Here is a 25,091-nt window from a genome sequence, read left to right on the forward strand (position 1 = left end):
CTACCCGCGTACCGAAGGGCGGAGAAGCAAATCATGTCGAAAGCCAACCCTCAGGAAAGTAAAACCCAGCTTCCCCGCGAGGTGGATCAGATAGGCACTGGGGAAGAGATCATTATTTCTCGCGCCGGCAAGCCGCGCCCGCTGGGCCTGGGCGTGGGGCGCTTTACCATGCCGGAAGAGTTCGACCATTTCGCACAGGCCGAAATCAAGGCCATGTTCATTCCATCCAAGGGCACGGTCTAGGACGATGATGCTTCTGGTCGAAGTCGTTACCTGGAGCACCTAATCCATGCCCATCCACACCGAATCCCGTCTCGAATCCGAAATCTGCGCCGACATGGCGGCCCTGGGCTGGCTCTACACCCCGCCCGACGCCTCCCACATCAGCCCCGACGCCCCGCGCTACGACCGCGAGCACGCCCTGTTCCCCGATGATCTGCACGCCTGGATCGAAGCCAGTCAGCCCGATGCCTGGGCGCGGATCGTCAAGACCCACGGCGCCAACGCCATGAACGAGGTCGTGGACCGGCTGCGCAAGACCCTTGATACCCACGGCACCCTGCATGTGTTGCGCCATGGCTTCGAGATGCTGGGGCTGCGTCATCCGGTGAGCGTGGTGCAGTTTCGTCCCGCGCTGGCGATGAATGCGGATTTGCAGGCCCGCCATGCCGCCAACCGCCTGCGGGTCGTGCGGCAGGTGCGCTATTCCCTGCACAACGGGAATTGCATCGACTTAGTGCTGTTCCTGAATAGCCTGCCGATGGCGACGATCGAGATCAAGACCGACTACACCCAGGCCGTCGAAGATGCCGAGTACCAGTACAAGTCGGACCGCCTGCCCAAAGTGCCCGGCAAGAACGCCATCGAGCCCTTGCTGAGCTTTCCGGGCGGGGCGCTGGTGCATTTCGCCCTGAGCAATTCCGAAGTGCGCATGAGCACGCGCCTGGACGGCATGAAGACGCGCTTCCTGCCCTTCAATCAGGGTAATCAGGGGGCTGCGGGCAACCCGCCCAATCCCAACGGCTTCGCCACGGATTACCTCTGGAAGGAAGTCTGGGCCAGGGATTCCTGGCTGGATATTTTGGGCCGCTATCTGGTCCCGGTGAAAAACGAGAAGAAGCAGTTGGCGGGCTGGATATTCCCCCGCTACCATCAGCTCGACGCCACCCGCAAGGTGGTGGCTGCCGTGCTCCGGGATGGCCCCGGCGACAAGTATCTGATCCAGCATTCGGCGGGCTCGGGCAAGACCCATTCCATCGCCTGGACGGCGCATTTTCTGGCGGACCTGCACGATGCGGACAACGCCAAGGTCTTTGACAGCGTGATCGTGGTCTCCGACCGTACCGTGCTGGATGACCAACTCCAGGAGGCGCTCTCGGCCCACGAGCGCACGCGCGGCGTGGTGGCCCTGGTCAAGGGGGATGGCGGCAGCAAGAGCCGTGAACTCTCCGAGGCGCTGGCCGCCAACAAGAAGATCATCGCCTGCACCTTGCAGACCTTTCCCTTCGCGCTGGAAAAGGTGCGGGAACTGGCCGCCACCGAAGGCAAGCGTTTTGCCGTCATCGCCGACGAGGCCCATTCTTCCCAGAGCAACGAAACGGCGGCGAGGCTCAAGGTCATTCTCTCCGGCGATGTCGAAATGGAAATGGACGAGAGCGAGGAGATCAGCGTCGAAGACCTGCTCGACGCGCAACTGGGCGCGCAGATGCAGGCCAAGGCAGCGGGCAAGGCGTCCGGCATCACCTATGTCGCCTTCACCGCCACCCCCAAGGACAAGACCCTGCAGCTCTTCGGCACCCGGCCCGATCCCGCGCGCCCGCCCGCCGATGACAATGTGCCGCGGCCTTTCCATGTCTATTCCATGCGCCAGGCCATCGAGGAGGGCTTCATCCTCGATGTGCTGCGCAATTACACGTCCTACAAGATGGCCTTCCAGTTGGCGCACGCCGGGAATGGATCGGACGGAAAGGCGTCCCCGGTGGTGGACGAAAGTACGGCCAAGGCGGGCATCATGGGCTGGGTGCGGCTGCACGAGTACAACATCGCCCAGCACGTGCAGATCGTCGTCGAGCACTTCCGCACGCTGGTGGAGCCGCTGCTGGGCGGTCAGGCCAAGGCGATGGTGGTGACCAACAGCCGCCTGGAAGCGGTACGCTGGCAGCGGGCCATGCAAAAGTACATCGCCGGGAAGGGCTACCGTCTCAATACCCTGGTGGCCTTCTCCGGCGAGGTCATCGACGCGGAAAGCAGCCCCGACCCCCTGAGCGAGCACAGTACCCTGCTCAACCCCCACCTGAACAGTCAGGGTATCCGCCAGGCGTTCATGAGCCGGGGCGGCCAGCGCGGCGACTATGCCATCCTGCTGGTGGCCAACAAGTTCCAGACCGGCTTCGACGAGCCGCTGCTCTGCGGCATGTACGTCCACAAGCGCCTCGACGGCATCCAGGCGGTGCAGACCCTCTCCCGCCTCAATCGCGCCCATCCCGGCAAGGACACGACCTATGTGCTGGATTTCGTCAACGATCCTGCCGAGATCCTCGCGGCCTTCAAGCCCTATTTCGAGACCGCCGAACTGGATGGCGTGACCGATCCCCACCTCATCTACGACCTGCGCGCCAAGCTCGACGCCCAGGGTTACTACGCCGAGACGGAGGTGAACGCGGTCGCGGAAGCGGTGCTCCTGGGGAAACAGCAATCCCAGGTGGATGCGGCCCTGGTGTATGTCTCCAACCGGCTGCTGGGCCAGTTCCATGCGGCCAAGACGGCATTCCAGGCCCACGACCCGGACAGCGAAGCCGCCGGGGCGGCCAAGGCCCGGATGGATGCGCTATGGCTCTTCAAGCGCGACATCGCCACCTTTGTGCGCCTGTACGGCTTTCTCTGCCAGATCTTCAATTACGGCAACACCGCCATCGAAAAGCGCGCCATCTTCTACAAGCTGCTGCATCGGCTGCTGACCTTCGACCGCGACATGGAAACGGTGGACCTGTCGGCCCTGGCGCTCACCCACTACACGGTCCAGGATCTGGGGATGGCGCATCTGAGCCTGTCCGGCGGCGAGCCGATCAAGCCGACCCGTCCGGGAGAAGGTCAGGTGCGGGACCCGCATCGGGAGTCGCTGGATGCCATCATCGGCAAGATCAACGACCTCTTCGTGGGCGAGATCAGCGAGCATGACAAGCTGGTCTACGTCAACGATGTGATCAAGGGCAAGCTGCTGGATTGCGAAATCCTGATCCAGCAGGCCGTCAACAATACCAAGGAACAGTTCGCCAACTCCCCCGATCTGGACCGCCTCATCCTGGATGCGGTCATGGACGCGCTGTCCTCCTTCACGGCCATGAGCAAGCAGGCCCTGGAATCCGCGCGCATCCGCCTGGAACTGAAGGAAATCCTGCTCGGCCCGGCGGGCCTCTATGAAGCGCTGAAGGCCAAGGGAACAGGCGGGATGGAGCATGGTTGATGTGCCACCCCCTGCCTGAGCATCATGGATAAGCTCATGTCAGGCCCAGGGCCACAACCCAGAGCCCGATCCCACTCAGCGGCTGAGAATGGCCACTCCGAAAAGCCAAACCCCTCTGGTCAAAGCGGTAGGTAGCTCCACTGGTCCGTTGCCTTGGCCTTCTCCCGCACGGCTTCGTTCTTGGCCAGCAGCACCTCGTTCATCAGATGCGTATACGGTAACTGAGCGGCGTATCTGGCAAACAGTGAGTCCCTCTGCGAACACTTAAATGCTATCATCGCGCCCATCGTCTTTGCTTGCCACCCGTCGGAGTTCACCGTGCTCAGCACCCATCAATTGACCATGCAGTTTGGTTCCAAGCCCCTGTTTGAGAATGTCAGCGTCGAGTTTGGGGATGGCAATCGCTATGGTCTGATCGGCGCCAATGGGAGTGGCAAGACCACCTTGATGAAGATTCTTGGGGGTGATCTGGAACCCAGCTCTGGCAATGTCAGCCTGAGCAGTGGTGAACGCTTGGGCAAATTGCGTCAGGATCAGTTTGCCTTTGAGGGCTACACCGTGTTGGATGCGGTCATGATGGGACATGCCGAGTTTTGGCAGGTAAAGCAGGAGCGTGATCGTCTCTATAGCCTTGGCGAACTCAATATCGAGGATGGTATGGCCATCGCCCAGATCGAGGGGGACTACGCCGAACTCGATGGCTACTCTGCCGAGGCGCGGGCGGGGGAATTGCTGATTGGCGTTGGTATCCCCCTGGAACAACATCAGGGATTGATGTCCGCTGTTGCCCCAGGCTGGAAATTGCGCGTGCTCCTCGCCCAGGCGCTCTTTGCCGATCCGGACATTCTGCTGCTCGACGAGCCTACCAACAACCTGGATATCCATACCATTCAGTGGCTGGAAGAATTGCTCGCTACCATCAACAGCACCATTATTATCATTTCCCACGATCGCCATTTTTTGAATAGCGTGTGCACGCACATGGCCGACCTGGATTACGGCGAACTACGCATCTATCCTGGCAATTATGATGAATATATGCGCGCCTCGACCTTGGTGCGTGAGCAATTGCTGGCAGAGAATGACAAAAAACGCGAAAAGATGGCGGAGTTACAAACCTTCGTCAGCCGGTTTTCTGCCAATGCTTCCAAGGCTAAGCAGGCGACTTCCCGTGCCCGACAATTGGAAAAAATCGAGTTGGAAGAGGTCAAACCCTCGAGCCGCCAGAGTCCGTACCTGGTATTTCAACAAGAGCGCAAGTTATACCGTCATGCCCTGGATGGCAAAGATTTGCGCAAAGGCTTTGCAGAGTTGCCGCTGTTTCACAATCTGCGCCTGCACATCGAAGCAGGAGAACGGGTGGCGATCATCGGTGCCAACGGCCTGGGAAAAACCACCCTACTCCGTTGCCTACTTGGCGAAATGGCGCTCGACGCTGGCGTGATCAAGTGGGCCGAGAATGCCAAAGTTGGCTACTTTGCCCAGGATTATGCTGCGGAATTTACCGAAGAGCTCAGCCTGTTCGAATGGATGAGCCAATGGCGCAGCGAAAAAGACGATGACCAGACCATCCGTGGTGTACTAGGGCGGCTGCTTTTCGGGCAGGATCAGGTAGACCGCAAGGTACAGGTGCTTTCTGGTGGCGAAAAAGGGCGCATGTTGTTCGGCAAGCTCACCTTACAAAAGCCCAATGTTCTGATCCTCGACGAACCCACCAACCATTTGGATATGGAATCTATCGAGTCGTTGAATAATGCCCTGGAAAAATTTGACGGAACGCTAATTTTCGTTAGTCATGATCGGGAGTTTGTCTCGTCTTTGGCCACCCGCATTATCGAATTCACTCCCCAAGGGATCGAAGACTTTAAGGGTAGCTATGAAGACTATCTGCGCGGCCAGCAAAATAGCAAAGTCGTCCAGAAAAAGGTGGGGAAAGGACGGTGAGCGCAAAATTTCGGCCATCCTTGAAACTCTGTTGGAAAATCGCACTCCAAAAAGTGCGATGACGAAAGACTCTTCCTATGCTGAGGCGCGGGCCTTACTCAAGTTATTATTGATCAGCGGTGCCATCACGCTGGCCAGTGCCGCGGTTATCGTCGTACTCTGGTGGCTCTACGCTGGCCCTGGAATCGCTGGATGAAAGTATGCTAAAGACCTGTGGAGACGCCCAATACCGCTACCTGGACATGCGCGAAGCAGAGCCAGGCGATCGCTTCTTTCACCTGCGTCATCAACCCTATAGCGATGTGGTTTCGGCGATAGAGTCGGTCGAAGTCGTAACGGTAGATGACAAAACCCTGCACTGCCGGGTGGCAGGACAAAGCAAGCTCTGGAAACTACGGCGCCAGGAGGAACAGATCCATTGTTATGTGGCCGAAGATCCGCTCTTTCAGCAGCTCTATTACACGTTTATCCGCGCGCAGCGGATACAGCAGGTACAAGATTGGATTCGTCACGCGCCCCCGGAGCGCTTCGATGAAGAGGTCCTCCAGGCGATCGAGCACTGGCACGGTCAAAAGTAAGTTCCGTGCTGCTTGGCACCGGTCCTGCCGGCACCGCTACCGTTGCAAGTAGCGATAGCAGTATGCCACTCCATGCTGAAGTGGCCATACGGTTTGGGGCGAACACGGAGTCGAACACGCCTTGACTTTCGGGGGGGTTCTCCTTATCTTCTGTGCCCTTACGAAATTTTGGGGTAGATCATCATGAAGCGCACTTTTCAGCCTAGCGTCGTGCATCGCAAGCGCACCCACGGTTTTCGCGCCCGCATGGCGACCAAGTCTGGCCGCCTAGTGCTCAAGCGGCGGCGCGCCAAGGGCCGGTACAAGCTCTGCCCCTGAGGCATGAGCAGCCAGGCGTTTACCCGTAACGACCGCCTGCGCAACAAAGCCGAGATCCGGCAGGCCTTGCGCGAGGGGAAGAAGCGTAGTTTTCCCGAGCTGGTTTTTTACCGCCTGGACAACGACCTTGGCCATGCCCGGATCGGCTTCGCGGTCAGTCGCAAGGTGGGCAAAGCCGTGTACCGAAATCGCCTCAAACGGCGCCTGCGCGAAGCCTTTCGCTTAAGCACCGGGCGCTCGTTGTCTTGTGATCTCATGGTGGTGGCACGACCGGCAGCGCGTGATGCGGATTATGCCGCGCTGCGTCAACGTCTGGACAGCGTGTTGCGTTGATGCGAATGCTGCGTCGTGCCGTTATCCTTCTGATACACGGCTACCAACTCGTCTTGAGCCCCTTTCTCGGGCAGAATTGCCGCTACCATCCAACCTGTTCGCATTACACCTGCGAGGCCATTGAGCGCTACGGTGTCTTGCGTGGTGGCTGGATGGGCATCAAACGCATCGCTCGCTGTCATCCTTTTCACCCGGGGGGGTACGACCCCGTCCCCTGAGTTTACGGAGCCCCATGGATAGCCAACGTACCATCCTTGCCGTCGTCCTCTCGATCATCGTCCTGGTACTCTTCGAGTGGCTTGTACCCCATCCCAAGCCCAGCCCCAAACCGACGCCTACCGCAGTCACGCAGTCGGTGGCCAAGCCGGCGGCGGCGACAACGTCATCTGCCGCCATTACCAGCAGCCCTGTCGCGCCCAGCGCCATACCCGTGGTGACGAGTACAGCGGTCGGGGAGGGACCCAGTGTCGCCTTTCAGACAGTGCTGTATAGCGGCAGGATTTATCTACAGGGTGGTGACATCCAGAACCTCGGTCTGCGGGACTATCCCATCGCCGTCGACAACAAGGCTCCCTATCCCATCCTCGATAGCAGCGCGGCGCGGCTCACCGCGCAGCAGAGCGGTTTCATCGACGCCGGTGGTCAGACACTACGTCCGGATTTCAGCGCGCCAAAGACTGTCAGCGACGGCGAACCCATTACGCTAAGTGGGCAGGCTGGCCCACTCAAGATTGAGAAAACCTTTTCTTTCGAGCCACATACGTATGTGGTGAACGAGGACATCCGTGTCACCAACACGGGCAAAGAGCCTTGGAAAGGCAGCTATTTCGATCAGATCCTGCGCAACGATCGCACCCAGAGCCATTGGTTCATGTCGATCTTTACCGGTACGGTCTTGATGCACAATGGCAATCTCAGCGAAAAGGGGTTTTCCGATATTCGTGATCATCCCGAGCAGCATGGTGGTCCCGGCTGGGCGGGGATGACCGATCACTACTTTTTGCAGGCGGTGCTACCGGAATCACACGCATCTGTGCAACTGTATGCGCGTCCGGAGGGTGGCAACTATGCCGCTGGCGTGCAGCAAGCGCTGCCCACGTTGCAGCCAGGACAGAGCTATACCCTGCACCAGCAGCTTTTCCTGGGACCAAAGCAACAGAATCAACTGGCGGCCCTGGGCCGCGGCCTGGAACAGACGGTCGATTATGGCTGGTTCTCGATCGTTGCCGAACCCATGCATGGGGTGCTCAACTGGTTTCACTCTTGGGCCGGCAACTGGGGCCTCGCAATCATCCTCTTGGTCGTAGCGGTGAAGATCATCTTTTTCTATCCCTCCGCCATTAGCTACCGCTCGATGGCCAACATGCGCAAGCTGCAACCGAAACTTGAGCAAATCAAGAAGGAATGTGGCGACGACAAACAGAAGATGGGCGCCAAGATGATGGAGCTGTACCGCACGGAGAAGGTCAACCCCATGGCCGGCTGCCTGCCCATCGTCATCCAGATGCCGGTGTTCATTGCCCTGTATTGGGTGCTAGTGGAGAGCGTGTCGCTGCGGCAAGCGCCATTTATTCTCTGGATTCATGATCTGGCGGTGCCCGATCCCTACTACATTCTGCCGCTGCTGATGGGCATCAGCATGTTCTTGCAGCAGCGTCTGAACCCGGCGCCGATGGACCCGGTGCAGAAAAAGATCATGTCGATTTTGCCCGTCGCCTTCGCCATTTTCTTCTCCTTCTTTCCCGCGGGCCTGGTCCTGTACTGGCTGACCAACAACGTGGTCTCCATTGGTCAGCAATACCTGATCACCCGCCACGTCATGAAAGAGCGCTAGAGTGGCGCGCCGCGGGCGCTACCAACTGGGCGACACGATTGTCGCCATCGCCACCCCCCCGGGCGAAGGAGGCATTGGCATCCTGCGCCTTTCCGGCCCGTCTGCCCTGGCGATTGCCAACGCCCTTTGTGGCCTAACCGACGGGCAGCGATGGCGTGCGCGGCATGCCTACTTACGGCAATTTCTCCAAACGGCAGATGAGCGCATCGACCACGGTATCGCGCTCTATTTTCCCGCGCCGCACAGCTACACCGGCGAGGACGTGGTGGAGCTGCAGGGGCATGGTAGCCCGGTGATTCTCGGAATCCTGCTCGAACATGCCGTGCGCCTAGGCGCGCGTCCAGCCCGTGCCGGTGAGTTCAGCGAGCGCGCCTTCCTCAATGGTCGTCTCGACCTGGCCCAGGCCGAGGCCGTGGCCGACCTGATCCATGCCCGTAGCCAATCCCAGGCGCGCGCCGCCATCGCGAGTCTGGAGGGGCGTTTTTCAGCGGCCATCAATAGTCTACGCGCCGCCATCCTCAGCGCCCTGGCCCTGGCCGAAGCCGGCCTTGATTTTAGCGAGGAGGACCTCGGCGAGGAACATCAGCAGGCACTGAGCGCGCAGGTAGAAGAGCTACAGACCTGTCTGACGGCAATTTTGGAACAAAGTCGTGCGGGTGCGCGCCTGGCGCGCGGGGCACGGATTCTCCTCATCGGCCGCCCCAATGTCGGCAAATCCAGCCTGCTCAATGCCTTGGCCGGGCGCGACTCCGCCATCGTCACGCCCATCCCCGGCACCACCCGCGACATTCTGCGCGAAGAACTAGAGCTGGGTGGCTTGCCCCTGGAATTACTGGATACCGCCGGGCTGCGCGATAGCACGGACCCGGTGGAACAAGAGGGCATCCGCCGCAGCCGTGCCCTGCTGGACAGCGCCGAAGAGATCCTGCTTCTACTCGACGCCAGTCAGGGTTGGCAGGAAGAGGATGCGCAGCTATTGGCAGGGCTCGATGCGCAGCGTTGCACCCTGCTGTGGAACAAGATCGACCTCTGTCCAGAATTTGTCGCCCCGGATTCGGGGATCCCCGCACTGTGTATCTCTGCCAGCGTCGGGGCTGGGCTGGAGGAACTTCGCGCCCATCTTCAGCAACGGCTAGGCGGCAATGAGCACAGCGGCTGGGCGGCGCGGCAGCGCCATCTCCTGGCGCTGGAGGCGGCTCTGAGCCACCTGCACGAGGCCGCTGACAGCCTACATCACCCCGCTGCCGAGGAATTGCTTGCTCAGGGTCTGCGGGAAGCTGCCGACGCCCTCGGACAAATCACCGGCGTTGTCGATGTCGAGGAGATCCTGGGTGAGATCTTTTCGCGCTTTTGCATCGGCAAGTAAGCTTTTTGTCAGAGATACGCATCTCGACTATCCTGTACCGCATCACCGATCGCCGGAGAACATCATGCACAAAAGGGAATTCCTGCGCCTCACGGCGATGGGAAGCAGCCTCGCCCTCGGGGCATCGCTTATCGGCACGCGCATCGCCCTCGCCGCCAATGCCCAAGGCTGGCCCGCGGAGTCCTTCGCCGCCACTAGTGTCGATCGGGTCTTGCAAGAACTCTTTCAAATGCGCGACCTGACGATATCTGAACGGGTGCACGTCCAGATACCTGCGGAAGTCGACGATGCCCTCACGGTGCCGGTCTCGGTGTCCGTTGATCATCCCATGCGCGACGACGACTACATCGCCCGTATCTATCTGCTCGTCGATCACAATCCCACGCCGTTGGCGAGCATCTTTCATTGCAGTCCGGCTAACGGCAAAGCCGCTTGCTACCAGCGCATCAAGATCCTACATGACAGCCAGGTGCGCGTGATTGCACAGAGCAACCGCGGCGATATCCTCGCCGCCAAACCGCACGGGGTACGCATTCGGAGCACGGGAGCGACGCAATGAGCATACTCGCCAATATGGGTAGTCGACTGACACGCAATTTTGGCGAGGTTCAGATCGGGCTTCCAAAACAAGCGAAGAAAGGCGAGATCATCGAGATCCGGGCGTTAATCCTGCACCCCTCGCAAGACGAGACGGAAGGGAAGAAAATTTTCATCGAAGAGGTGACCTTTACCTTCGATGGCAAAGCCTTCTGCCATTTCGATTGCTCCAGTATGGGCAGCGCGAATCCCTATCTGGCCGTACCGCTACGTGCCGAAAAAAGCGGTCTGGTTACGGTGCGCTGGCGCAACAACCAGGGGCACACCAGTTCCGGTCAAAAGAGCCTGCGCGTTACCGATTAAAAAAGGGGGCATGGCCAATCTTGGGCTTTTCAAGAGGCGATCAATAGGGATAATCCCAACCGGGGGCCGGGTCTTTGTAGCGGCGATGTACCCACCAATACTGCTCAGGCGCACGGCGGATGGCCGCCTCCAGGGCGGCATTCATGGCCGCCGCGTCGGCTTCGTCATCACCGGAAGGAAAGCCATCTGGCAAAGGCACGATCTCGATCTCGAAGCCCTCGCCGGCGGATAAACGATACGCAAAGAGGCCGAATACCGGGCTACCCCGCCGTTGTGCGAGACGCGCCAGAAGTGGCGTGGTGCAGGCGGGTCGACCAAAAAAGGGGGCAAAGACGCCCTCGCGCGGGTCAACATTCTGATCTGGTAACACCCCCACCACTTCGCCCTTTTGCAGGGCCTGCAGCAGGCCGCGGATTCCACCATCCTTAGCCACCAGGTGTGCGCCGCTGCGCCCGCGCCCGGCGACCATTTGCGCATTGATAGCGGCATTGCGCGTTGGCATGTAGAGCACCGTCACCGGCCAGCGCTGGCCAATGTACTGCACGGCTGCCTCCCAGGCGCCCAGATGCGCGGTAAACAGCACCACGCCGTTGCCCTTGGCCAAGGCGGCATCCACTGCCTCCGCACCCTGCACGGAACGGATCAAAGCGAGGCTCTTGGGCAAGGGCCAGAACCACAGAGGCCCAAGCTCGATAAAGGCTTGTCCAAGCTGGCGAAAGTGGCGATAGAGCAGCGCCTGGCGCTGTTTGGCACCGAGCTCGGGAAAGGCGAGCGCAAGATTGGTACGCGCTACCCGCCTTCCGCGGGGCACCGCTAACCGCGCCAAATCTCCCAGACGATTCCCCACCCATACGCGCGTCGAACGGGGCGAGTGCGCGAGCAACCAAAGTAGTTTGCTGATCCCTAGCGCGAGCCAGGAATCCAGGCGCGCATTCGCCATCAGAGCAACACCGTCGGCTGGCGTTGGGCGAGTTCGATACCCTCGGCATCCAAGCGTAATTTGATCGTCTCGAGAATATCGCTGCGCGCGGAAGTATAGTCTGCTGTCGTTACCCAAGGCCGCACATAGAGTTGCACACCCAAATCCGTCAGATCCTGTACACCGATGGTCAACGCTGGTTCGGACAGCACGCGAAGATCGGCAGCAGCAACCTCAGCAAGAATTTGCTTGGCACGCTGCAAGTCTGCCTTGGGGGTTAGCGTCAGTAGAAGGTCGATGCGACGCTGGCCATGGATCGAACTATTGGTAAGAACCTCACTTAATACTTTGCTGTTAGGCACATAGAGCTGTCGATTATCCGGGCTGGTGATGACGCTTTGAAAGAGATGAATACGCTCGACCGTCCCAGAAACTCCCGCCACCTCAATGCTGTCTCCTACCTGATAGGGGCGCAGCACAAGCAACAACACCCCCGCCGCAAAATCCGCCAGTGACTTCTGCAGAGCAAGACCGATAGCTAAGCCAGCCGCACCCAGAATGGCCAACAGGGAGGTCGTCTGCACCCCCAATTGTCCGAGAGCCGCAACGACGACAACGATATACAGTACGATTTTGATGAGAGATTCGAGAAAGCGCGCCACGGTGAGGTCGTGGTGCACGCGCTCCAGGGTGCGTGCGCTCAGGCGCCCCAACCAACGCGCCAGCCACAACCCAATCACCAACACCAATAGGGCGGCAGCGATATGGCCTACCCAGGTCCACAGGCGGTCGTGGATGGCCATCGACCAGGAGGGAATCCATGCAAATTGGGAAAGGGACATAAAAATAGCACCGCAGAATTCGATCCAAGGAGCCTAGAGGCTGACGGCGCCGATGGCAAGGCGCCGGGGGATCAATGTAAAACGGTAGTCGATGTTCCTTTGCTAACAGCCGCCCGCAAGGCGTTGAGTTCTGCCATCATCCAGCGCTGGTAGTCGTAGCCCGTAGGCATGGTCTCGTAGACCCCCACCACCGGGACTTTGGCCTGTTTGGCAGTGGCCAGAAAAGATTGCGTCAGGCTATCAGTAACCTGCTGATTGTATAGAAAGACCTTGACCTGCCGCTGGCCAAGCAAAGCATTTTGCTTACTGACATCCTGCGGCGCTGGGTCGGTGCCGTTCATGATGGCCGCCTGCAAGGACCAAGGCGTTTTGATCTCGCAACCCGCCGCCTCTAGCATGTAATCTGCTACCGGTTCCGTCACCGCCACCGGGGTGTTCGGATATTGCTTTTTGAATGCCGCCAGCCCCTCGTACCAAGGCCGAAGAGAAGCATCAAAGCGCTTCACTCGCGCGGCAAAATAGGCGCGGTGCTCGGGCATCATGCTGCTGAGCGCATCGGCCACTGCTGCCGCCACCTTGGGCATAGTTTCCGGTTTGTACCAGAGGTGCGGGTTGCGGGTATTTTCCGGCAGGCCCAGCAGATCCTGCACCACAATCACCTTACGCGCCTGGCTGGGGTTGGCCGCCAGAATTTTCTTTGCCCAGGTGTCGTACCCGAGCCCGTTGCGCACTACCAACTGCGCCGCTGCCATCTCGCGGGCGATGGCCGGACTGGCCTCAAAGGTATGCGGATCGGTATTGGGATTGCTCTCGATGGCGCGCACTTGCACATATTCGCCGCCAATCTGACTGATGACATTGGCATATTCATTTTCGACACCAACGGCGCGGATGCTGCCGGCAGCATGGGCAACACCAGCAAAAAGGGCGCTGCAGGCAAGGCCGATGGCCAGTGAACGACGAAGGGGAACAGACATTGCAGCGCTCTCCGTAAAATGCAACTTGGTTGCATCAGTTTCATGCGTCGCTCTCTTGCTGTCAAGCCATGTGCGCCCAAGTGCACACATCAAAAAAACTCCAGGTGCAAGCGTAACAAGCCAACAGTAGCGTTTGGATATACGCCATTGGGATGGACGATGTACTGCAAGTCGGGCTGCAGGCTCAGATAGTCGTTGAGCTTGGCAACATAGGTCAGCTCGTAACTGGTCTCGGCCGGGTAAATGGCCGCGGGCTGCTCTTCATCCTCGAAACCCGCGGCAACGACTCCCGGCCGCAGTGCCGCGCGCGCCATACCGAAGGAGAGGGCATCATCGGGACGTGCGGGCAGGAAATGACTCAGGCGCGCTCCCGCCCCCAAATACCAGGGAACGAGATTTTCCCGCCCAAAGGCCTTGCCCCATTGCAGAAAGGGCGCCAGCTCGGCACCGGCAATCTGCCAATGGGCCTCGACAATGCCATAAACACCGTTCGTCGTTGGGCTCAAATCGAAAGCGGGGGCACGCGGCTGGCGGTAATGCCAAGCACCGACCTTGAACACATACTGGCCGTACTCGTCGGTATCATCATCGGCATCTTCGCCTTCCTCGTGCCCCCAGTGCAGGGCACCCTCCCAGATGGCAAAGTAACCACGATCAAAAACGCCTTGGTACTGATGTACAGCATCCCCCTGAAAGATCGCCGCTTTACTGCTCCAGTTGCCCCCATAGGTATGGACGATAAAACCGAGCCCGGAATACGGGTAGGTAGGCAACGCCGGGACGTTGCCAGAGAGGCTGGGGTCCAGGCCAAAGGAACCGTTGAGCAACTGCAGGGCATTGCTGGCGACATCAAAGTAGAGATTGAAATCCGTGTAGCCGACTCGGGTAGCCAACCAATCCGTCCATTGCTGACGATAGTTGAGCTCGTACAGACGTATGGCCGAGGGCGCGTAGATGTTGCTCGCGGTCTGCAGGTCACCGCTGTAGGCCGTATCCTCTGCCGAGCTATAAATACCGAAAGCAGAAGCGGTAAACAGCCCCCCCGGCCAAACACCGGCCTTATTGGTATTCCATTGTAGGCCGAGCTGGCCGGCGCTGGTGCTGGCGGTGCCCTGGCGAATGCCACCGGCGAGGTTGGCAAAGAGCTCGGTATCCAAGTGTGCCGACCAGGACAGCCCTTGGCCGATGTGTTGAAAATCCGTCAGATAGCGTGGCGCGATGCCATTCTGAACGGGAATTGGCGAGTCGGCACCCGGTCCCGGCAATCCGGACGCAAGACTGGAGCCACTCATAAAAAAGGTGAGAAAAGAAAAGGTTTTGAACTTCATGAAACGCTCTCATCAGGAAGAACGGCGTCACTATGCCAAACCTTCTTTTCTAAGTCAATAACGATTCTCATTCTTATTTATCTGCGCTTTCCACAACCCTACGCCATCCTCTACACTGCAATTATGCAGAAAACTAGTCTTTTTCTTGGCGGTACCTTCGATCCCATTCACTACGGACACCTGCGTGCTTTGGAAGAGGTACGCGAGGCCTTGGGGATGGAGCAGGCCACCCTCATTCCGGCGGGTGACCCACCGCATCGCGGTAGCCCTTGGGCGCCGGCGGAACATCGTCTGGCCATGGCGCGGGCGGCTGCCTCCCAGGCGCCGGGGATCGAGGTACTCGCCTTCGAAGTGGAACAAAGCGGTCCCTCCTATACCATCGAGACCGTGCACGAGTTGCGCCGACAGAACCCCGAAGGGTTTCTGGCCATGGTAATTGGCATGGATGCCTTCTTGCGCTTCGACACCTGGCGCGACTGGGAAAACATCCTCGAACTCACCCACTTGGTCGTCATTGGCCGGCCCGGCTGGCCGATGGCGGAACTGCCGGAAGGCCTGCGGCAGGCGCTCTATCAACGGCGGGTGGACGAACTCGCGCAACTGCACAGGACGCCCGCCGGCAAGATCGCCTTTCATACCGTCACCGCACTAGAGATTTCCGCTAGCCATATTCGCAGCCTGCTCGCTGCCGGTCGCAGCGCGCGTTTTTTGTTGCCAAACGCGGTCTTGGATTATATTACCGAACATCGGCTCTACCACGAAGCGTAACCCGGAGGATCACTCATCTTGCTCATCACCCCCGAAAGCCTGCGCGATCTCAGTATCGCCGCCCTCGATGAACACAAGGCCATCGACATCCAAAGCATCGACGTTCGTCAGCAAACTGACATTACCGATTACCTGATTGTTGCCTCCGGTAACTCCGACCGGCAGCTTCGTGCCCTCGCCGATGCCGTCATCGACAAGGCGCGCGGCCAGGGCGTGCGGCCTCTCGGTAAGGAAGGCGCCTCGGGTAGCGACTGGATGCTGGTGGATCTGGGCGACGTGGTAGTGCATTTGATGCGACCGGAAACCCGCGACTTCTATCAGATCGAGCGGCTTTGGGGCGAGCTGCCCAAGGTGCGTAGCCAGGGCAACGAGGGCTAGCGTGCGCTTGTTGGTCCTCGCTTTGGGGACCCGCATGCCGGACTGGGTAGAGACGGCGGTCGAGGAATATCGCCGACGGATTCCCGCCCCGGTGCAGTTGGAGTGGCGCAGTCTGCCCTTGGCCAAGCGCGGACGCCAGTGCGATCCCGCCCGCTGGCGACGGGAAGAAGGTGAACGACTTCTCGCCAGCACCCTCAAAGATAGCGAGATCGTCGCCCTAGAGGTCCAGGGTCGAGCCTTGCGCAGCGAGGAACTGGCGCAGAAAATGGACACTTGGATCAACCATCATCAGGACGTAACCCTATGGATTGGCGGCCCCGATGGGATTGATCCCGAGCTGCGGCCGCATTGGCGCTGGTCGCTATCGGCATTGACCCTGGCACATCCCGTAGTGCGAGTGGTGCTCGCCGAACAGTTGTATCGGGCCCGGAGCATCCGGGCGGGCCTGCCCTATCATCGTGGCGGAGAGGAGAGTGGATGGTGAAGCTTTATCAACGTGTCTTGCCCAGACTAGGCTTGGTCGTCACCTTGAGTCTGGGGCTCAGCGCCTGCGCGCAGATGGTGGTGCCCACGCCGCAGCAAAGCAGTAGCAACGCCATTGCCGTGCAGGCGGCGCGCATCCACATTTTCTCCCTGTCCCCACAGGTACCCACGCAGCAATTGGAGCCGGCGCGCAAAGCTCTGGCGGCGGCAAACGCGGCGCAGCAACGTGGCGACTATCTCTTTGCCGAGCGGCAAACGGAGCTGGCCCGCATTCGCCTCGATAACATTCAGCAGCGCTTGAATCAGAGCCCGGCGAACGACGGCAACCAACAAATCAAAGGACAACTTCGCGATCTGCAAGGACGGATTGCCAGCCTTCAGGAAAAAATTGCTGCCACCCGTCAGCAGCTTCAGGAGACGAACCCATGATTCGCCGCAGCCTGCTTGCCGCCACGCTTCTCTTCTTACCCGCCCTCGCCTGGGCCGATACAAGTACTACTGCGGCGTTGCAACGCGCCTATGCGCAAACGCAGAGCCTGCAGAAATCGCATGACTTGAGTCCACAGCAGTCCGCAAATCTGCAACGAGACTTACAGCAGATGACGGCAGATCAGGTGAACCCACCCCTTTTCGCGGTCGACAAGGCCATCTTCGAGGCCCGGCTGCATGGCCTGCGCGAGGCGCAGACTGCAGCAAGTGGTGGCCAGGAGAAAGAACGGCTGACGCACGAATTAGCAACATTGAATCAAAAATACCAGTCTCTGCAGGCGGAGTACGCGCAATTGCGCCAGCAGCTGGCAAACCACACCATGCAAGGTGCCCGCACGGCCCGCCTGAAACAAGAAATCCAGCAGCAGAAAGAGACGCTGCAACAAGAGGAGCAGAGCCTCGCGACGATGCAACCGAGCACAGCACCGAGCAGCAGTAGCAGTCCGGCCGTTGCTCCCAGCTTCCCGGCGCCAACCGTTGCCGCAGCGCCCGCGCCAATGCAAGCACTGGCGGCCTACGGTGATTTGCACCAGGGCAAATATGGCACCGAGCTGAATATGCCCGTAACCGGATTGTTCGCCGGGGATCAGCAACTTTCTGCTAATGGCAAGCAGCGCCTGCGCGCCGTCGCTGGCACGCTCAAGGGAATCACCGCAGCGCAAATTCTGGTACGCGTTTCCGGGCAACCTGGCGGACTGAATCTCGCCACCCAGCGCGCGGAGGCGATCTTGCAGGGCTTGCGCCAGGCAGGAATTCCAGACTCCCGTCTTGCCTTGGCCTCAGGCTCCGGGGTCGCCAGCGGTATGGCACAGATCCTCTTACCCAGCGGCTCCTGAGCGTATGCCCAAACTGGTCCTCGCGTCGGCCTCGCCACGCCGACGGGAACTGCTCGCACAGCTTGGTTACACCCCCGAACTGCGTCCGACGAGTATTGATGAGTCCCGCCATGCTGGCGAGAGTCCCAGGCATCTCGTCCGCCGTCTAGCGCGGGAGAAGGCAGAATCCGCCCTGCGGGCCGACGAAGACGCCCTAGTGCTCGGCGCCGACACCCTGGTCTGCTTGGGCGATCAGGTCTTCGGCAAGCCAGCGGATTATACCGAGGCCGAGCAAAATTACCGCGCGCTCGGTGGGCGCTGGCATCAGGTGCTTACTGCGGTAGCGATTACGGACGGCAGCCGGATACGACAGATCCTGTCGCGCAATGCCGTCTACCTGCGTAGCATTTCTTCTGCCGAGGCGCACGCTTATTGGGCCAGTGGCGAACCGCAGGACAAAGCGGGCGGCTATGCCATCCAGGGCCTCGGCGCCGTATTCGTGCGTAGCCTGCGCGGTTCCTACTCCGCGGTGATGGGCCTACCCTTAGCAGAGACGGCGACATACCTCCACGAACTGGGTCTTTCATCCCCCAAATTGCAGGCAATCCATGAGTGAAGAACTACTGATCAATGTCACTCCGCAGGAGATCCGCGTTGCCCTGGTAGACAACGGCGTATTGCAGGAACTGCAGGTAGAGCGTAGTGGCCATCGCGGCTTGGTCGGCAACATCTACAAGGGTATCGTGCGCCGCGTGTTACCGGGCATGCAGGCGGCCTTTATTGATGTGGGACTCGAGCGCACGGCGTTTTTGCATGCCGCCGATATCCAGGGCGCGGAAAGCGAGGAGGAACTGCAGCAGGAAGGTGAGACAGATATCGAAACGCGTAGTATCAACCTCCATGACCTGCGCAGTGTCTCGACCCTGCTGCATGAGGGGCAGGAAATCCTCGTGCAGGTAATCAAAGACCCCGTGGGTAGCAAGGGTGCGCGCCTATCGACACGCATCACCCTACCGGGGCGCTATCTGGTGTATATGCCATACTCGCCGCGCATTGGCGTATCCAGCCGCATCGACTCGCCCGAGGAACGCAGCCGCCTGAAAGATCTACTGAAGGAGCTGCTCCCGGAGGAGGAGACCGGCGGTTTTATCATTCGCACCCTCGCTGAGGGCATGGGCGCCGAGGATTTTCGCAGTGATCTGCGGTTTTTGCAGCGCCTCTGGCAAAACGTGCAGGAGGATCTCCGCCAAAGTCGGGCGCCGCAACTGATTCACGAGGATCTGAATCTCGCCCTGCGTGTCATGCGCGATGTGATGTCCGACGATATCCAACGGGTGCGTATCGACAGCCGCGAGGCCTATGAGGCGGCGCGGCAATTCTGCCGCGAGGTAATACCCGAGGTTACCGAGCGTATCGAGCATTACGCCGGTGAACGGCCCATCTTCGACCTCTACAACGTCGAGGACGAAATCGAGCACGCCCTGGAAAGCCGCGTCACGCTCAAATCCGGTGCCTACCTGATCATCGACCAAACCGAAGCGCTAACCACGGTAGACGTGAACACCGGTGCCTTCGTCGGCCGCCGCAATCAGGAAGAGACGATCCTCAAGACCAATCTCGAAGCTGCCGCCGCCATCGCCCGGCAACTGCGTTTACGCAATATTGGCGGTATGGTGATCATCGATTTCATCGACATGGACAACGAGGAGCATAAGCGCCGCGTGCACCGTACTCTGGAAAAGTCCCTGCAGAGCGATCGCACGCGCTGCACCATCACCCAAATCTCCGCACTAGGGTTGGTGGAAATGACGCGCAAGCGTACCCGCGAAAGCCTACGCCAGATCCTCTGTGAGCCCTGCCCATATTGCCAGGGGCGGGGATTTTTGAAGACCGCAGAAACCCTGTGTTATGAGATCCTGCGCGAAATTGTCCGCGAGACCCGCGCTTATCCCGCCGAGCGCTTTATTGTCCTTGCCTCGCCGCAGGTGGTGGATAAATTACTGGACGAAGAAAGCACCAGCCTCGCTGCCCTGGAAGAATTCATCGGCCGCCCCATCAAGGTCCAGGCGGAAAGTACCTACACCCAAGAACAGTATGATATCGTTTTTTTGTAAGGGCATGGTTTATGGGATTGTGTAACGAGGCATCATGTAATTGGGTAGTGAAAAAACGTGAAGCTGAAAATTCTTGAGGCCTAAGCAATATGCAAAAAAATAAAGCCGATTTATATAAGAAAAGTGTTTCAGATATATATTCCAGCCGCAGCAAAACATATGATAGCAGCGAAAATAGCGCATGGCATGAGCTAATTTGTAAAAATCTTGTTGATCTTTCTGGAATACGTCCAGGGTCAAGGGTTCTTGATGTTGCTACCGGGACTGGAATGCTGGCATTTTACGCGGCGTCAAAAGTCGTACCAGATGGCACCGTAATTGGTATCGATATTTCTGAATATATGATTAATAAGGCAAAATCAAAAATACCCGGTCATGGAATGGGAAATATTTGTTTTGAAGTCATGGATGGCGAAAACATTGATCATAGTTCAGGCTCGTTTGACTTCATTTTTTGCAGTTCTGCCCTTGTTCTCATGACGAACATTGTTGCCACACTAACGCACTGGAAAAAATTTCTAAATGTAGGCGGCAAGGTTTGTTTTAATGCATTTTCAGAAAATTCTTTTATTAACGGTGTTGTAGCGCAGTCGGTCCTGCGAAATTATGGTGTGAATTATGAGATGAACAACATAACAGGAACCGCAAAAAAATGCCGAACGCTTCTGGAGCTGTCCGGATTCAAAAATATTGAGGTAAAAACAGAAAACTATGGTTGTTTCATTAGCCTGGAAGATGCAAAAAAATCTTGGATCAGCACATCATATCCAGCGCCTGGACAATTTCCCCATCCACTTGCGTGTCTAACGCAAGAACAACTTTCACAAGTTCGCCAGGATTACGAACGGGAAATGGAGACACTCCATACGAAAGATGGAATATGGAATGACATGACAACATTTTATGCTATCGCGTCTGATTAAGGTCCGTTCCGGCTTTTCTTAACACTCTCCAGAGCCCTAGGGCAACTCGCTGTTACCTACCTGAAGGCGCGAGCGTAGGCGCAGGGCGATTTTTTCCCCGAGTACCGCAGCTACCCCCATGGGACCAGTGAACGGCCCGTGGGCATCGCGGTACGCGACAATGGCATCAGCGCGCTTTTCCCCCACACCACGCAGGCAGCGCAGGGTGCTGGCATCGGCATGGTTGATGTCGATCTGCTCCGGGCAGTTTGCCGGCTTCTTGCCTCCCGCCCAGGCCGCGCCTGTTACCAGCAGGAGGAGCAGAGCAACGCCCACCCGACGCATGAATCAGCCGCCCAGGGCGGCGCGGATCTGCGTTCCCATGGCGGCACGATCTTCCGCGCTGCTGTCGCGCGCCAGGGCAAAGTTCAGATCGCTGATGGCGGTCATCGGGATTAGATGCACATGGGTATGCGGAACCTCCAGGCCGGCTACCATCACCCCCACGCGCAGACAACCGGTGGCCTTTTCCAGGGCCGGCACGACGCGCTTCGCAAAGGGCAGGAGACCGGCGAGGGTCGCGTCGTCGAGGGTAAAGATATAGTCATGCTCGATCTTGGGGATGACCAGGGTGTGGCCGGGCCGGATCGGACGAATATCGAGAAAGGCCAGGTACTGGTCGTTTTCGAGGATCTTTTCGGCGGGGATCTCGCCGCGGATGATCTTGCTGAACAGTGTCGTCATGGGGGCTCCTTAGAGTTGCTTCAGCGCCTTGCGCGCAGCACTGATGGTGGTGTCGATGATACGGTCATCATGGGCGGCGGAGAGAAAGCCGGCCTCGTAGGCGCTGGGGGCAAGGTAGACGCCTTCGGCGAGGAGGGAGTGGAAGAAGCGTCCGTAGCGTTCCTTATCGGCGCCCATGACGTCCTGAAAGGTCTGCACCGGCCCGGCCGTGAAAAACAGCCCAATCATGCCCGGAACCTGGGTGATAAAGAGCGGCACGCCCGCCTCTTCGGCCACCCGCGCCAGCCCCGCACAGAGTTTTTCCGTCTGTGCCGCGAGGCGCTGATGAAAGCCCGGCACTTGCAGCAACTGCAAGGTACGCAGACCCGCGGCCATGGCTAGCGGGTTACCGGCCAGGGTGCCCGCCTGGTAGACCGGCCCGTTGGGGGCCAGGTGCTCCATAAGCTCGCGACTGCCACCAACGGCGCCCACTGGCAAGCCTCCACCAATGATCTTGCCCAGGGTAGTAATGTCTGGACGGATGCCGTAGATCTCCTGGGCGCCACCCGGGGCGACGCGGAAGCCGGTCATCACTTCATCGAGAATCAACAGGCTGCCGTGGGCATCGCAGAGGCTGCGCAGGCCATCCAGAAAGCCCGGCAGTGGCGGCACACAGCCCATGTTCCCGGCAATGGGCTCGACAATGATCGCCGCGATCTTGTCGCCCTGCTCCGCCATCGCTGCCGCGACGGCATCAAGCTCGTTGTAGGGCAAGACCAGGGTCTCGCGGGTTAGCTCCACCGGCACCCCGGCGCTCGACGGCTGCCCCAGGGTGAGAGCGCCAGAGCCGGCTTTCACCAGCAGACTGTCGCTGTGGCCGTGGTAGTTACCTTCAAATTTGATGATGCGCTCCCGCCCAGTATAGCCGCGTGCCAGACGAATGGCGGTCATCACCGCCTCGGTGCCGCTACAGGTCATGCGCAGCATCTCCATATTGGGCATCAGGGCACAGACAGTTTCCGCCAGTTCCAATTCGATGGCGGTAGGCGCACCAAAACTCAGGCCCTTTTGCATCTCTGCAGCCACCGCGGCGAGGATTTCCGGATGGGCGTGACCGTGGATCATCGGCCCCCAAGAACCCACATAATCGATATAGCGGCGCCCTTCGACATCCCAGAGGTAGGGGCCTTCGGCGCGGGCGATGAAGAGAGGGTCACCACCCACACCGCGAAACGCGCGTACCGGCGAATTGACCCCGCCAGGAATGCGGCGCTGGGAAGCGGCAAAGAGCTCGGCGTTACTGGTCATGGTGTCTCCTCTATCTGGCGACGAAAGGGCGCTTGCAGGCGCTGGGTGGCGGCAGCGACATCCGCTGCCCCGAAGAGGGCGGAAATTACCGCCGCGGCATCGGCGCCCGCCGCAGCGACGTCCGCGACATTATCCTGTGTGATGCCGCCAATGGCTACCAGCGGCAGCTCCAGGGGGCGCGCGGCAGTAAAGAGGGAAAGCGCCGCGTGCCGCGCCTGCGGCTTGGTCGGCGAGGGGTAGACGGCACCAAAGGCCAGATAATCGGCGCCAGCGGCCGCCAGCCGGTCGGCACGCGCCAGATCGTTGTAGCAGGACACGCCGATGAGCACATCCGGCCCGAGAATGGCACGCAGATCGGCGATGCCAGCATCTTCTTCTCCTACATGGATCGCCTTCGCGCCGATCCGGTGGGTAAGATCGGGGTCGTCATTGATCACCAGCAACGCATCATAGTGCTCACAGAGCGCCAGGAGCGCCGCGGCCTCACGCTGGCGGCGGGCGTCATCCGGGCCTTTGTCGCGGTACTGGAGCAGGCGCAGGCCGGCGCGCAGAGCCACCTCGGCCTTTTCCAGTAATGCCGGACCAAGCATCAATCCGCTGTCCGTAATACCGTAAAGGCCATGAATACGCTCGCGCTGGCGGGTCATGGGCGCACCTGCAAGCGATCGGGAAAAGACTGCCCATGCCCCAGCTGATAGGCGTGCTCGACCGCCGTATGAGTAAAGGCAAGGGCTGCCGCCACAGCGTCCGGCAACGGCTTGGCACAGGCGAGACCGGCGGCGATGGCGGTAGAGAGGGTACAACCGGTGCCATGATAGCTACCCGGCAGACGTGCTTGCGGGTAGCGCGCGTGCAACGTCCCGCGCTGATAAAGGCGATTATCGAGTTGTGCAGCACTACCGTGTCCATCGCTGATCAAGAGCCAATCGCCGGGCCAGTTGCTGGCCGCGATATCCGCACTGTCCGCCCCAGTTAGCTGCAAGGCCTCGGGGAGATTGGGGGTGGCAATGTGGGCAAGGGGCAGAAGTTCATCGCGCACAAACGCATAGAGCGCGTCGCCCGCCAGCTCTTGGCCACCGCCCGCTCGCCAGATCGGGTCGAGCACCAGCGGCAGATGGCGATGGGCTAGGAGAAACTCGCGCAGCATCTGTGCCATTGGCAACGAGCCGATCAGGCCGATCTTGATGGCAGCAATGGGAAAATCTGCAAGCAGAACGTCTATCTGTGTGCGGGTGTCGGCGGCATCGAGTACCTGCACGCGCTGCACGCCGCGCGAGTCCTGCACCGTCCAGGCGGTAAGCGCGGTGCAGACGTGCACTCCGAGTGCGGCGCCGGTCAGGAGATCCGCCTGCAGCCCCGCCCCAGAGCTAGGATCGGCACCGGCGATGCTGAGGACTATGGGACGCGATGAGGGAGTTGGGTTGGACATAAATCTCGGCAGGATATTTGCTTGCAATCGGAGGTGAAAAACAAAAAGGGAGGTTTTCACTATGCGGCAATTGCCGGAGCTGAGTATAGCAGAAAAATTGGTCCACACTGGCTTCATTTTCCTGGTCGGTTTGGGACTGTTGGTGGCCGAGGCTTACGTCTACGTCACCGTCGGCGGCAAGAACGGGCTCACGGTACAGGCGGTGACCCAGCATTACTATGGCAACCGCAGTTCTTCCACCATACAAGCGGCATTGCCGCGGATGATGGGCTTTGCCGGGATGCCGGCCAGCGAGCAGCCAAAGATGACCGAAGCGGTGAACCATTGGATTGCCAATGGCGAAAGCAAACAGGAATATGCGAGCAGTATCCAGCCGCTGATCGCTGGCAACTGTCTGAAATGTCACAGCGTTGCCATGACCAAGGTGCTGCACAATCCACCCCTGGCAAGCTATGACGACGTCAAGAAAGTTGCCCAGGTCGATACCGGCATGAGCGTCAACACCATGCTCCTCAATGGCATGATCCATCTAACCATGCTTGGGGTAATCTTCTGGATTGCCGGCTGGATCTTCAGCAAGGCACGCTTTCCGGCGGCACCCAAATATGTGCTCATCATTCTGCCCTTCATCGCCATGACCGTCGATTTCGCCGGCTGGTTCCTCACCCATCAAAACCCCGCTTTCGTCTGGTTGGTATTGATTGGTGGTGCCCTATCCTGCCCCGTCGCGCTTCTGGAAATGTTCCTGAGCCTGATCCAGCTCTGGGTACTCAAGCCACGACTTGCTGCTTGAGAAGGGAACCGGACACCACACACGCCCCCACTTGGGGGCGTTTTCTTGTGGATAACTTTGTGGATGAAATCGGTATAGGGGTTCTGT

Annotated in this window: 30 protein-coding genes; 21 read left to right on the plus strand and 9 right to left on the minus strand. The window is 59.3% G+C overall.

Annotated features, from left to right (window positions below; translation table 11 throughout):
- Positions 1–33 precede the first annotated feature (33 nt).
- The 12 genes from AB4090_RS11825 to AB4090_RS11880 all read left to right on the plus strand — a co-directional run bounded on the left by AB4090_RS11825 (position 34) and on the right by AB4090_RS11880 (position 10,736).
- Entirely contained in the window at positions 34–243 is a 210-nt protein-coding gene (locus AB4090_RS11825; RefSeq protein ID WP_369574084.1) for a type II toxin-antitoxin system Phd/YefM family antitoxin, read from the plus strand.
- Positions 244–289: 46 nt separating this feature from the next.
- Positions 290–3,463 carry a type I restriction endonuclease subunit R gene (locus AB4090_RS11830; protein WP_369574085.1) on the plus strand — a complete coding sequence of 1,058 codons (3,174 nt, stop codon included), beginning with the start codon at positions 290–292 and terminating at the stop codon, positions 3,461–3,463.
- Positions 3,464–3,781: 318 nt separating this feature from the next.
- Positions 3,782–5,407, plus strand: a complete 1,626-nt coding sequence (locus tag AB4090_RS11835) for an ABC-F family ATPase (protein ID WP_369574086.1) — start codon at positions 3,782–3,784, stop codon at positions 5,405–5,407.
- A 58-nt stretch (positions 5,408–5,465) separates the two neighbouring features.
- On the plus strand, positions 5,466–5,603 hold the full coding sequence (locus tag AB4090_RS11840; RefSeq protein WP_369574087.1) for a hypothetical protein: 138 nt from the start codon (positions 5,466–5,468) through the stop codon (positions 5,601–5,603).
- Positions 5,604–5,607: 4 nt separating this feature from the next.
- Entirely contained in the window at positions 5,608–5,985 is a 378-nt protein-coding gene (locus tag AB4090_RS11845) for a hypothetical protein (protein WP_369574088.1), read from the plus strand.
- A 183-nt stretch (positions 5,986–6,168) separates the two neighbouring features.
- Complete coding sequence (rpmH, locus tag AB4090_RS11850; protein ID WP_215872187.1) at positions 6,169–6,303, plus strand: 50S ribosomal protein L34; 135 nt, start codon at positions 6,169–6,171, stop codon at positions 6,301–6,303.
- 3 nt (positions 6,304–6,306) lie between these two features.
- Positions 6,307–6,636, plus strand: a complete 330-nt coding sequence (rnpA, locus tag AB4090_RS11855) for a ribonuclease P protein component (RefSeq protein WP_369574089.1) — start codon at positions 6,307–6,309, stop codon at positions 6,634–6,636.
- Positions 6,637–6,641: 5 nt separating this feature from the next.
- Entirely contained in the window at positions 6,642–6,854 is a 213-nt protein-coding gene (gene yidD / locus AB4090_RS11860) for a membrane protein insertion efficiency factor YidD (protein WP_369574090.1), read from the plus strand.
- A 14-nt stretch (positions 6,855–6,868) separates the two neighbouring features.
- Entirely contained in the window at positions 6,869–8,470 is a 1,602-nt protein-coding gene (yidC, locus tag AB4090_RS11865) for a membrane protein insertase YidC (RefSeq protein ID WP_369574091.1), read from the plus strand.
- Between the two features lies 1 nt (position 8,471).
- Positions 8,472–9,836, plus strand: coding sequence for a tRNA uridine-5-carboxymethylaminomethyl(34) synthesis GTPase MnmE (gene mnmE / locus AB4090_RS11870; RefSeq protein ID WP_369574092.1), 1,365 nt, complete (start codon positions 8,472–8,474; stop codon positions 9,834–9,836).
- Between the two features lie 64 nt (positions 9,837–9,900).
- Positions 9,901–10,395 (plus strand): thiosulfate oxidation carrier protein SoxY, encoded by a 495-nt coding sequence (locus AB4090_RS11875; RefSeq protein ID WP_369574093.1) that lies wholly within the window; start codon positions 9,901–9,903, stop codon positions 10,393–10,395.
- Positions 10,392–10,736, plus strand: coding sequence for a thiosulfate oxidation carrier complex protein SoxZ (locus tag AB4090_RS11880; RefSeq protein WP_369574094.1), 345 nt, complete (start codon positions 10,392–10,394; stop codon positions 10,734–10,736). Before AB4090_RS11875 ends, AB4090_RS11880 begins: the two co-directional genes overlap by 4 nt.
- Before the next feature lie 40 nt (positions 10,737–10,776).
- On the opposite strand, the gene AB4090_RS11885 is transcribed toward AB4090_RS11880, so the two are convergent.
- From AB4090_RS11885 to AB4090_RS11900, 4 genes are all read right to left on the minus strand, one after another.
- Entirely contained in the window at positions 10,777–11,676 is a 900-nt protein-coding gene (locus tag AB4090_RS11885) for a lysophospholipid acyltransferase family protein (RefSeq protein WP_369574095.1), read from the minus strand.
- Positions 11,676–12,497 (minus strand): mechanosensitive ion channel family protein, encoded by an 822-nt coding sequence (locus tag AB4090_RS11890; protein ID WP_369574096.1) that lies wholly within the window; start codon positions 12,495–12,497, stop codon positions 11,676–11,678. Before AB4090_RS11890 ends, AB4090_RS11885 begins: the two co-directional genes overlap by 1 nt.
- Positions 12,498–12,568: 71 nt before the next feature.
- Positions 12,569–13,474: a metal ABC transporter solute-binding protein, Zn/Mn family gene (locus AB4090_RS11895; protein ID WP_369574097.1), complete on the minus strand. Its 906-nt coding sequence runs from the start codon at positions 13,472–13,474 to the stop codon at positions 12,569–12,571.
- An 89-nt stretch (positions 13,475–13,563) separates the two neighbouring features.
- Positions 13,564–14,802: a carbohydrate porin gene (locus tag AB4090_RS11900; protein WP_369574098.1), complete on the minus strand. Its 1,239-nt coding sequence runs from the start codon at positions 14,800–14,802 to the stop codon at positions 13,564–13,566.
- 123 nt (positions 14,803–14,925) lie between these two features.
- Here AB4090_RS11900 and nadD point away from each other — a divergent pair, with 123 nt between their 5' ends.
- The 8 genes from nadD (at position 14,926) to AB4090_RS11940 (ending at position 20,772) form a co-directional block, all read left to right on the plus strand.
- A complete protein-coding gene (gene nadD, locus AB4090_RS11905; protein WP_369574099.1) occupies positions 14,926–15,570 on the plus strand; it encodes a nicotinate-nucleotide adenylyltransferase in 645 nt (214 codons plus the stop codon).
- An 18-nt stretch (positions 15,571–15,588) separates the two neighbouring features.
- On the plus strand, positions 15,589–15,948 hold the full coding sequence (gene rsfS, locus AB4090_RS11910) for a ribosome silencing factor (RefSeq protein WP_369574100.1): 360 nt from the start codon (positions 15,589–15,591) through the stop codon (positions 15,946–15,948).
- A gap of 1 nt (position 15,949) precedes the next feature.
- Complete coding sequence (gene rlmH / locus AB4090_RS11915; protein WP_369574101.1) at positions 15,950–16,432, plus strand: 23S rRNA (pseudouridine(1915)-N(3))-methyltransferase RlmH; 483 nt, start codon at positions 15,950–15,952, stop codon at positions 16,430–16,432.
- Positions 16,426–16,860 (plus strand): hypothetical protein, encoded by a 435-nt coding sequence (locus AB4090_RS11920; RefSeq protein WP_369574102.1) that lies wholly within the window; start codon positions 16,426–16,428, stop codon positions 16,858–16,860. The genes rlmH and AB4090_RS11920 overlap by 7 nt, the downstream gene beginning before the upstream one ends.
- Positions 16,857–17,756, plus strand: a complete 900-nt coding sequence (locus AB4090_RS11925; protein ID WP_369574103.1) for a hypothetical protein — start codon at positions 16,857–16,859, stop codon at positions 17,754–17,756. The genes AB4090_RS11920 and AB4090_RS11925 overlap by 4 nt, the downstream gene beginning before the upstream one ends.
- Positions 17,757–17,760: 4 nt before the next feature.
- The gene (locus AB4090_RS11930) at positions 17,761–18,351 is read left to right on the plus strand and encodes a nucleoside triphosphate pyrophosphatase (RefSeq protein ID WP_369574104.1); all 591 of its coding nucleotides are present in this window, start codon (positions 17,761–17,763) and stop codon (positions 18,349–18,351) included.
- Positions 18,344–19,849, plus strand: a complete 1,506-nt coding sequence (gene rng, locus AB4090_RS11935; RefSeq protein ID WP_369574105.1) for a ribonuclease G — start codon at positions 18,344–18,346, stop codon at positions 19,847–19,849. Before AB4090_RS11930 ends, rng begins: the two co-directional genes overlap by 8 nt.
- An 89-nt stretch (positions 19,850–19,938) precedes the next feature.
- Entirely contained in the window at positions 19,939–20,772 is an 834-nt protein-coding gene (locus AB4090_RS11940) for a class I SAM-dependent methyltransferase (RefSeq protein WP_369574106.1), read from the plus strand.
- 36 nt (positions 20,773–20,808) lie between these two features.
- On the opposite strand, the gene AB4090_RS11945 is transcribed toward AB4090_RS11940, so the two are convergent.
- Genes AB4090_RS11945 through AB4090_RS11965 form a run of 5 tightly spaced genes read right to left on the minus strand, consistent with a single transcriptional unit; the run spans position 20,809 to position 24,211 of the window.
- Positions 20,809–21,096, minus strand: a complete 288-nt coding sequence (locus AB4090_RS11945) for a ComEA family DNA-binding protein (RefSeq protein WP_369574107.1) — start codon at positions 21,094–21,096, stop codon at positions 20,809–20,811.
- Between the two features lie 3 nt (positions 21,097–21,099).
- Positions 21,100–21,495: an HIT family protein gene (locus AB4090_RS11950; protein WP_369574108.1), complete on the minus strand. Its 396-nt coding sequence runs from the start codon at positions 21,493–21,495 to the stop codon at positions 21,100–21,102.
- 9 nt (positions 21,496–21,504) lie between these two features.
- Positions 21,505–22,782, minus strand: a complete 1,278-nt coding sequence (gene hemL, locus AB4090_RS11955; RefSeq protein ID WP_369574109.1) for a glutamate-1-semialdehyde 2,1-aminomutase — start codon at positions 22,780–22,782, stop codon at positions 21,505–21,507.
- Positions 22,779–23,429, minus strand: coding sequence for a thiamine phosphate synthase (thiE, locus tag AB4090_RS11960; protein WP_369574110.1), 651 nt, complete (start codon positions 23,427–23,429; stop codon positions 22,779–22,781). Before thiE ends, hemL begins: the two co-directional genes overlap by 4 nt.
- Positions 23,426–24,211, minus strand: a complete 786-nt coding sequence (locus tag AB4090_RS11965; protein ID WP_369574111.1) for a hydroxymethylpyrimidine/phosphomethylpyrimidine kinase — start codon at positions 24,209–24,211, stop codon at positions 23,426–23,428. The genes thiE and AB4090_RS11965 overlap by 4 nt, the downstream gene beginning before the upstream one ends.
- A gap of 61 nt (positions 24,212–24,272) precedes the next feature.
- On the opposite strand from AB4090_RS11965, the gene AB4090_RS11970 reads away from it, so the two are divergent.
- Positions 24,273–25,004, plus strand: a complete 732-nt coding sequence (locus tag AB4090_RS11970; protein ID WP_369574112.1) for a hypothetical protein — start codon at positions 24,273–24,275, stop codon at positions 25,002–25,004.
- Positions 25,005–25,091: the final 87 nt, after the last annotated feature.

Source organism: Acidithiobacillus sp. IBUN Pt1247-S3 (assembly GCF_041146875.1).
Taxonomy (GTDB): domain Bacteria; phylum Pseudomonadota; class Gammaproteobacteria; order Acidithiobacillales; family Acidithiobacillaceae; genus Igneacidithiobacillus.